Source organism: uncultured Ruegeria sp. (assembly GCF_947500045.1).
Lineage (GTDB): Bacteria > Pseudomonadota > Alphaproteobacteria > Rhodobacterales > Rhodobacteraceae > Ruegeria.
The window spans coordinates 255,595-263,224 of sequence record NZ_CANMQQ010000006.1 but is presented as its reverse complement, the minus strand read 5'-3'; the positions used below and the strand labels follow the sequence as shown (position 1 = coordinate 263,224).

Sequence of the window (7,630 nt, the reverse complement as noted above, 5' to 3'; positions counted from 1 at the left end):
CCCAATGTCAGAATACGAAGACGCCGCAGAATAATCACAAAACAAAAACCACAAAACACAAAAAACCCCGCCAAAAATCGGCGGGGTTTTTTTCGCCAATCGGAAACCTCTGTTCCAATTTGCATCCCTTCCTGATGTCGTTTTTTGGCGTCGATGGGTCTTTTCTGCTTGCTGCAGGTGCAAAGGGCTCATACGTCTGTCCGTGGGACACCCCTCCCCAACGAGGGGCGTGTATCTGGAAGGGTAATACACATGACTATCGAACAACCGGTGTCGCACGACACCGTGCGCAAACCTGATATGCGGCCGGCCAATCCGCGTTTTTCCTCGGGCCCCTGCGCCAAACCCCCTACATTTGATCTGGCCAAACTGGCCGATGCCGCGTTGGGCCGTTCGCACCGCGCTGCAGTCGGCAAGGACAAGCTGAAAGCGGCGATCGAAGGCACACGCGAAGTGCTGGGTATTCCCGCAGATTACAAAATCGGGATCGTTCCCGCGTCGGACACCGGCGCGGTTGAAATGGCGCTGTGGTCGCTGCTGGGTGAGCGCAAAGTTGAGATGCTGGCGTGGGAAAGCTTTGGGTCTGGCTGGGTAACGGATGTAATCAAGCAGCTGAAGATCGACGCTGAAGTGAAAACTGCCGACTATGGGCAGATCGTTGATCTTGCTTCTGTCGATTTTGCCAATGACGTGGTGTTTACGTGGAACGGCACGACCTCGGGTGTGCGGGTTCCAAATGGTGACTGGATTGCAGACGACCGTCAGGGTCTGACGATCTGTGATGCGACATCGGCTGCCTTTGCGATGGATTTGCCTTGGGACAAGCTGGATGTGACCACCTTTAGCTGGCAGAAAGTTCTGGGCGGTGAGGCTGCCCACGGGATGCTGATCCTCAGCCCCCACGCAGTTCAAAGGCTGGAAAGCTACACGCCCGCATGGCCATTGCCGAAGATCTTCCGCCTGACCAAAGGTGGCAAGTTGATCGAGGGTATCTTTACTGGTGCTACGATCAACACACCATCGATGCTGGCAGTCGAAGATTACCTTTTCGCACTCGATTGGGCGCGTTCGGTTGGCGGCTTGCAGGGATTGATCGACCGGGCGGACGCCAACGCCGGAGCGGTGCATGCGTTCTGTGACCGGAACGACTGGATCGCAAATCTGGCTGAGGATGCAGCGACGCGATCCAATACTTCGGTGTGTTTGAAGTTCACCGATCCGCGAATTCAGGATGGGGCAACCTTTGCCAAAGCCGTTGCCAAGCGGCTGGAGGCCGAGAATATCGCGCTGGATATCGGTGCGTATCGCGATGCACCTGCGGGTTTGCGCATATGGTGCGGAGGTACGGTTGAAACCTCGGATATCGAGGCGATGCTGCCTTGGCTGGACTGGGCGTATCAAGCCGAGATCGCAGCGCAATCGGCAGCCGCCTGACAAGAATTTTCGACGAAAATTCTGGGCCGCCCGTGGCCCAGACGTTTCCCAAAATATCAAGGACCAGAAATATGGCCCCTAAAGTACTCGTTTCCGACAAGCTCAGCGAAACCGCTGTTCAGATTTTCCGTGACCGCGGGATCGACGTGGATTTCATGCCCGAATTGGGCAAGGACAAAGACAAACTGGCAGAAGTGATTGGTCAGTATGACGGCCTTGCCATTCGGTCTGCGACGAAGGTGACTCCGACCCTGCTGGAAAAGGCGGATAACCTGAAAGTTATCGGTCGCGCGGGCATCGGCACTGACAATGTCGACAAGGACGCGGCCTCGAAGAAAGGCGTGATCGTGATGAACACGCCGTTCGGCAACATGATCACAACTGCCGAGCACGCGATTGCGATGATGTTCGCCGTGGCGCGGCAAATCCCCGAGGCCAGCACCTCAACCCATGCAGGCAAGTGGGAAAAGTCCAGATTCATGGGAATCGAACTGACCAACAAGACGCTCGGCGTTATTGGTGCGGGCAATATTGGTGGCATTGTTTGTGAACGCGCTTTGGGTCTGAAGATGAAGGTTGTCGCTTATGATCCTTATCTGAGCGAAGAAAAAGCCGCGAAAAAGGGCATTGAAAAGGTTGAGCTGGATGAGTTGTTGAAGCGCGCCGACTTTATCACCCTGCATGTGCCGCTGACCGATCAGACCCGAAACATCCTAAGCCGTGAGAATCTGGCAAAAACCAAAAAGGGCGTGCGCATTGTCAACTGCGCGCGCGGTGGTCTGGTCGATGAAGAGGCTCTGGCCGAAGCGTTGCAATCCGGCCATGTTGCCGGTGCGGCGTTTGATGTGTTCAGCGAAGAACCGGCCAAGGACAATGCCCTGTTCAACCTGCCCAACGTGGTTTGCACGCCGCACCTTGGCGCAGCCACGACCGAAGCACAGGAAAACGTGGCGCTGCAGGTGGCCGAACAGATCTCGAACTACCTGCTGACTGGCGCGGTCGAGAACGCGCTGAACATGCCGAGCGTTACCGCCGAAGAGGCCAAGGTCATGGGCCCGTGGATCAAGCTGGCCGGACACTTGGGCAGCTTTATCGGTCAGATGACGGATGAGCCGGTTAATGCGATCAACATTCTTTATGATGGTGTTGCTGCCGAGATGAACCTCGCGGCGCTCAATTGTTCGGTGGTCGCGGGTATCATGAAGAAGTTCAATCCCGAGGTTAACATGGTTTCAGCCCCGGTTGTCGCGAAAGAGCGGGGCATCCAGATTTCGACCACCAATCAGGACAAATCCGGCGCGTTTGAGGGGTACATCAAAGTGACCGTAGTGACCGAAAAGCGCGAGCGGTCCATCGGCGGTACTGTGTTCAGCGATGGCAAGCCGCGCTTTATCCAGATCAAGGGTATCAATATCGATGCTGAGATTGGGGCGCATATGCTTTATACCACGAACGAGGACGTGCCGGGTATCATTGGTGCTCTGGGCCAGACCATGGGTGAGAACGAGGTGAATATCGCCAACTTTACCCTTGGCAGGTCCGAGGCTGGTGGAGAAGCGATTGCCTTGCTTTATGTCGACGAACCTGTTCCGGCAGAAGCGCGTGCGAAGCTTGCAGAAACGGGCCTGTTCACGCAGATCAAACCATTGGAGTTCGATGTCGCCTGATCGCGGTTGTTGAATTCCCGAGACAGATCAATGCCCGCGCCTGCCCAAGGCGCGGGCATCGCCTTTTCAAAGTTCTGAATTTACGTCAGAAATGCAGCACGTCTTAGGCCAGAAAGGAATCTGATGACCAATCCGATCTACGCAGTTGGAGATCTGCACGGGCGCGTGGACGAGTTCGAGCGTGCCTTGTCTCTGATTGAACACGACGGTGGGCCCGAGGCTGAGATTGTGTTTCTGGGCGACTATGTCGATAGGGGACCTGACAGCCGAGGGGTGTTAGAGCAGCTGATCGCCGGGCGCGATGCAGGTAAACGGTGGATCACCCTTTTGGGCAACCACGACCGGATGTTTTCATGGTTTCTTGAGGATGTGCCGCGCCATGACCCGCATATGCTAGTTGGTTACCATTGGCTTCACGAACGGTTGGGTGGTGTCGAAACGCTGCAAAGCTATGATGTGGTCTTCGATCAGCGGACCCGGCTAGAGGATTTGCATGCGATGGCACGGGGCGCGGTTCCCGAATCGCATCGGATGTTTCTGCAAAGGCTGGTAGCGATGCATCAGACGCCTGAGATCGCATTTGTTCACGCGGGTATTCGGCCCGGGATTTCTCTGAAAGAGCAGCGGGAAAATGATCTGGTCTGGATCAGGAACACCTTTCACAGCCACAGGGGGCCGCATCCGAAACTGATTGTGCATGGGCATACGCCGGTGGACCGGATGACGCATTATGGCAATCGCATCAATCTGGACAGTGGTGCTGGGTACGGACGCCCGGTTGGCGTTGCCATGTTCGAAGGGTTGGAATGCTGGCAACTGACCAATAAAGGGCGTATTGCGCTGGCGCCCTGACGCTCAGGTTTTGGCGAACAGGTCTTTGTAGTTTTCGCGCAGGATGTTCTTTTGCACCTTGCCCATCGTGTTGCGGGGCAATTCGTCCAGCACGATTAACTGGCGGGGGTGTTTGAACCGGGCAATCGCGTGGTGGACCCTAACCGTGATTGCGTCGATATCTGGTGTTTCGCCGGGGGCGGGGACCAGAATACCGACCGGCGTTTCCCCAAAATCCGGGTGTGGAACGCCAATTATGGCGCTCTCCAGTACGCCGGGTTGTTCGTCCAGCAGCAATTCAATCTCTTTGGGGTAGATGTTGTACCCGCCTGAGATGATCAGGTCTTTGCCGCGCCCGACGATGTGGATATAACCATCTTCGTCGAAGCGCCCCAGATCGCCGGTGACGAAGAACCCGTCTTCGCGCAATTCTGCCGCGGTTTTCTCGGGCATTTGCCAGTAACCCTGAAACACATTCGGGCCGCGAACCTCGATGATCCCGATGTCGCCATCCGGCAGGGTCTCACCCGTTTCGGGGTCGGTGATTTTCAACTCGACATCCGGCAATGGGAACCCAACCGTTCCTGCCCGGCGTTCACCGTCGTATGGATTTGAAGTGTTCATATTCGTTTCGGTCATGCCGTAGCGTTCCAGAATCCGATGGCCCGTCCGGTCTTCGAATTGAACGTGCGTATCTGCCAGCAAGGGTGCTGAGCCTGAAATGAACAGCCGCATGTCCTGTGTCAGTTCCCGGGTAAAACGGTTGTCGCTCAGCAAGCGGGTGTAAAAGGTGGGTACGCCCATCATCGTTGTTGCCTGCGGCATAAGGCGCAACATGTCGTCTAGGTCGAACTTCGGCAGGAAGATCATCGACCCACCAGAGGCAAGAACGACATTGGTGGCCACAAACAGCCCGTGGGTGTGAAAGATCGGTAAGGCATGGAGCAGCACGTCGCGGTTGGTGAAGCGCCACGCCTGCACCAGCGTTTCCGCGTTCGACAGCAGATTGGCCTGCGTCAGCATCGCCCCTTTCGAGCGCCCTGTCGTGCCAGAGGTATAGAGCAACGCGGCCAGATCATCCTCGGATCGGTGCGCGGGTTCAAATGCAGGTAACATCCCCAGTGCACGCCGTGACAGACTGCCCGAACCGTCGGAATTCAGTGTCTCTAACCGGGCGCCGTTCCTCTGCGCGGCTTCGGCAAGCCCTGTCTCATGGGCGGTGTCGCACACCACCAGGGAAGCGCCGCTGTTTTCGATGAAATAGTTTAATTCCTGAGCCGTGTAGCCTGTATTAAGCGGTAGAAAGATCAACCCCGCTTGCGCGCAAGCAGCGTAGAGCGCCAGTGCCTCGGCTGATTTCTCCACCTGCACCGCCACACGATCACCCGGTTCCAGATCTAATCCGGTCAGAGCATTGGCAAATCGCGCGGCCATGTCCAGAAATCCGGCATGTGTCAGTGCCTGACCATCGGGAAGGTGCAAAAACGGCGTGTCCTTGCCCGCGTGAATGCCAAACAAACGATCATAGAGCGGGTTGCCCATCCCGAAATCCTTTCCATCCGACGCGGAAACTCTGTCTTGGAAATGGCAAAGGGTAAAGCCCGGATAATCAGAATTCTGTGGTCATCCGGTAGCCGACTGCGAAATACATCTTGGCGAAGGTTACCGGCTGACCTTGCAGCCATGTGATGCGTTCGGCGGTAAAGACGGGTTCACCTTCGGGAACATCCAAGAACCCGGCCAGGGTGGCATCGGCGCGGCTGGCTAAGAAGGTCAGTTCGACATTGGTGAAAGGCACTGTTTGCACCAGCCAGTCGTTGGGCCCGATGGTTGAGAAATCCGCCTGTTCCACCTGCGGGACGCTGTCGACCACGATCCACCGGTCTTCGAATTGAAAAGGCGTGTTACCGGAATAATGCATGCATCGTACATGCATCACGTTCTGATCCGGCCGCAGGGCAAGCCGGGCACTCAGCCAATCCGGGGCAGGCTGCAGGTCAGATGACACTAGTGCATATCGGTAGGTGCCACCTAACGCCTCGACCTCATCGCGGACCAAAGGAATGGTGAACCGCGCTTGTCGGTGCGGTGCGCTCAAAACCCGGGTCCCAGCCTTTCGACGGCGTTCCAGGTACCCCTCATCTGCAAGCTCGCGCAGCGCGCGATTGACCGTGGTGCGGGTGCACGAAAACTCGATGGCAAGTTCCTGTTCGTTCGGCAGCAGCGCGTCGGGTTGCAACTCACCCGATCGAATACGGCGCAGAACGGTCTGCTTGATATCCTTGTAGCTTGTCGTGTCGCTGGGTTGGGTCATGTCAGCTCAGATATCTGCCAAAAGGTCGGTCATCGCGGCGCGATAGGTTGTCAGGATCGAATCGCGGGCGATGTGGCGACCGTCGCGCACTTGATGGCGCCCGGCTGACCACAGGTCGGTCACGGTTCCGTCTGGTGCTGCAAAGCTGAGGCCATCAAGCAGTTGATCGTCGCGCAAGCTGCAGAGCGTCGGGTGGCTCCGGTCGATCGCAACCATATCGGCCAGCTGACCTAAGGCAATCTCTCCGGCCTCGCGTCCCAGGGCCTGCGCACCGCCTCGGGCGGCTCCGGTGTAAAGCGACTGACCGACCGAACCTTCGCCCTGCACCAGAACCGTGCGAGCCTTGTCGCGCAGACGTTGGGAATATTCCAGGGTTCGCAGTTCCTCGGGCAGCGAAATGCGAACATTCGAGTCTGACCCAACACCAAAAGCGCCGTTGTTCTCGGTGTAGACGGCCCCGTTAAAGATGCCATCCCCGAGATTTGCCTCGGTAATCGGGCAAAGCCCGGCCACAGCACCGGATTGGGCGAGGGCGCGCGTCTCATCATCGGTCATGTGGGTGGCATGGATCAGGCACCAGCGTTCGTTCACGTCCGCATTGTTCAGCAGCCATTCCACCGGGCGCTGACCCAGCGCGGCCTCGACATCAGCAACCTCCTGTACTTGTTCCGAGATATGGATATGCACCGGGCCTTCAGGCGTTTGATCCAGCACCCACCGCAAATCATCCGGGGACGTTGCCCGCAGGGAATGCGGCGCGATACCTATCTGGCTGTCTGCATCGGGCAGTAACGGATCGCAGTCTTCGACAAGCCGCAGGAAGCTGTCCACATCATTGCCGAACCGCAACTGTCCGCCTGCCAGCGGTTCCTGCGTAACGCCGCCGTAGGTGTAAAGAACCGGCAAGTGCGTCAGGCCGATCCCGGTTTGGTTTGCTGCGGAAAAGATGCGTTGGCTTAATTCGGAAAGCTGCGCATAAGGTGTGCCGCCGGGTTGGTGATGGACATAATGAAATTCCCCGACCGACGCATATCCGGCTTCCTGCATCTCCATGAAAACCAATGCGGCGATGGCTTCGATCTGTTCCGGGTTCAGACGGTCCAGAAAGCGGTACATCAAAGTACGCCAGGTCCAGAAGCTTTCGCGCCCGGCTGCGCGGGTTTCGGTCATACCAGCCATCGCGCGTTGGAAGGCGTGGCTGTGCAGGTTTGCCAAGGCGGGCAGCAAGACATCGACACAGGTGTCTCCTTGCTGTGGCTTGCTGCTTTGTTCCAACTTCGTAATCCGGCCGTGTTCGACTTCGACCCGAAGGTCGCGAACCCACTTAGGGCCCAACAAGGCGGTTTTAGCATGAACCGTCATCGCAATTCCATTTTGTGTAGAC

General features: G+C 57.1%; 7 protein-coding genes. 3 read left to right on the top strand and 4 right to left on the bottom strand.

The annotated features are described in order from the left end of the window. Window positions 1-192: hypothetical protein (locus Q1B46_RS12735; RefSeq protein WP_299948501.1), on the bottom strand; the 192-nt coding region annotated here is incomplete at its 3' end. 60 nt (window positions 193-252) lie between these two features. Between Q1B46_RS12735 and Q1B46_RS12730 the strand changes: the two genes are divergently transcribed. The 3 genes from Q1B46_RS12730 (at window position 253) to Q1B46_RS12720 (ending at window position 3,953) form a co-directional block, all read left to right on the top strand. Continuing rightward, window positions 253-1,434, top strand: a complete 1,182-nt coding sequence (locus tag Q1B46_RS12730; protein WP_299948499.1) for a phosphoserine transaminase — start codon at window positions 253-255, stop codon at window positions 1,432-1,434. A gap of 71 nt (window positions 1,435-1,505) precedes the next feature. Further along, window positions 1,506-3,101: a phosphoglycerate dehydrogenase gene (gene serA / locus Q1B46_RS12725; protein ID WP_299664447.1), complete on the top strand. Its 1,596-nt coding sequence runs from the start codon at window positions 1,506-1,508 to the stop codon at window positions 3,099-3,101. A 123-nt stretch (window positions 3,102-3,224) separates the two neighbouring features. After that, window positions 3,225-3,953, top strand: a complete 729-nt coding sequence (locus tag Q1B46_RS12720) for a metallophosphoesterase family protein (protein WP_299948497.1) — start codon at window positions 3,225-3,227, stop codon at window positions 3,951-3,953. Window positions 3,954-3,956: 3 nt separating this feature from the next. On the opposite strand, the gene Q1B46_RS12715 is transcribed toward Q1B46_RS12720, so the two are convergent. The 3 genes from Q1B46_RS12715 to Q1B46_RS12705 form a co-directional block, all read right to left on the bottom strand. Then, window positions 3,957-5,474 (bottom strand): malonyl-CoA synthase, encoded by a 1,518-nt coding sequence (locus tag Q1B46_RS12715; RefSeq protein WP_299948495.1) that lies wholly within the window; start codon window positions 5,472-5,474, stop codon window positions 3,957-3,959. A 67-nt stretch (window positions 5,475-5,541) separates the two neighbouring features. Continuing rightward, entirely contained in the window at window positions 5,542-6,246 is a 705-nt protein-coding gene (locus Q1B46_RS12710) for a GntR family transcriptional regulator (protein ID WP_299948493.1), read from the bottom strand. A gap of 6 nt (window positions 6,247-6,252) precedes the next feature. Beyond that, window positions 6,253-7,608 carry a formimidoylglutamate deiminase gene (locus Q1B46_RS12705; protein ID WP_299948491.1) on the bottom strand — a complete coding sequence of 452 codons (1,356 nt, stop codon included), beginning with the start codon at window positions 7,606-7,608 and terminating at the stop codon, window positions 6,253-6,255. Window positions 7,609-7,630 lie beyond the last annotated feature (22 nt).

Excerpts from the sequence above, each read along its gene's own strand:
- Q1B46_RS12730 (WP_299948499.1), top strand. The coding sequence starts at position 253 with ATGACTATCGAACAACCGGTGTCGCACGACACCGTGCGCAAACCTGAT.
- Q1B46_RS12710 (WP_299948493.1), bottom strand. The coding sequence starts at position 6,246 with ATGACCCAACCCAGCGACACGACAAGCTACAAGGATATCAAGCAGACC.
- serA (WP_299664447.1), top strand. The coding sequence starts at position 1,506 with ATGGCCCCTAAAGTACTCGTTTCCGACAAGCTCAGCGAAACCGCTGTT.
- Q1B46_RS12715 (WP_299948495.1), bottom strand. The coding sequence starts at position 5,474 with ATGGGCAACCCGCTCTATGATCGTTTGTTTGGCATTCACGCGGGCAAG.
- Q1B46_RS12705 (WP_299948491.1), bottom strand. The coding sequence starts at position 7,608 with ATGACGGTTCATGCTAAAACCGCCTTGTTGGGCCCTAAGTGGGTTCGC.
- Q1B46_RS12720 (WP_299948497.1), top strand. The coding sequence starts at position 3,225 with ATGACCAATCCGATCTACGCAGTTGGAGATCTGCACGGGCGCGTGGAC.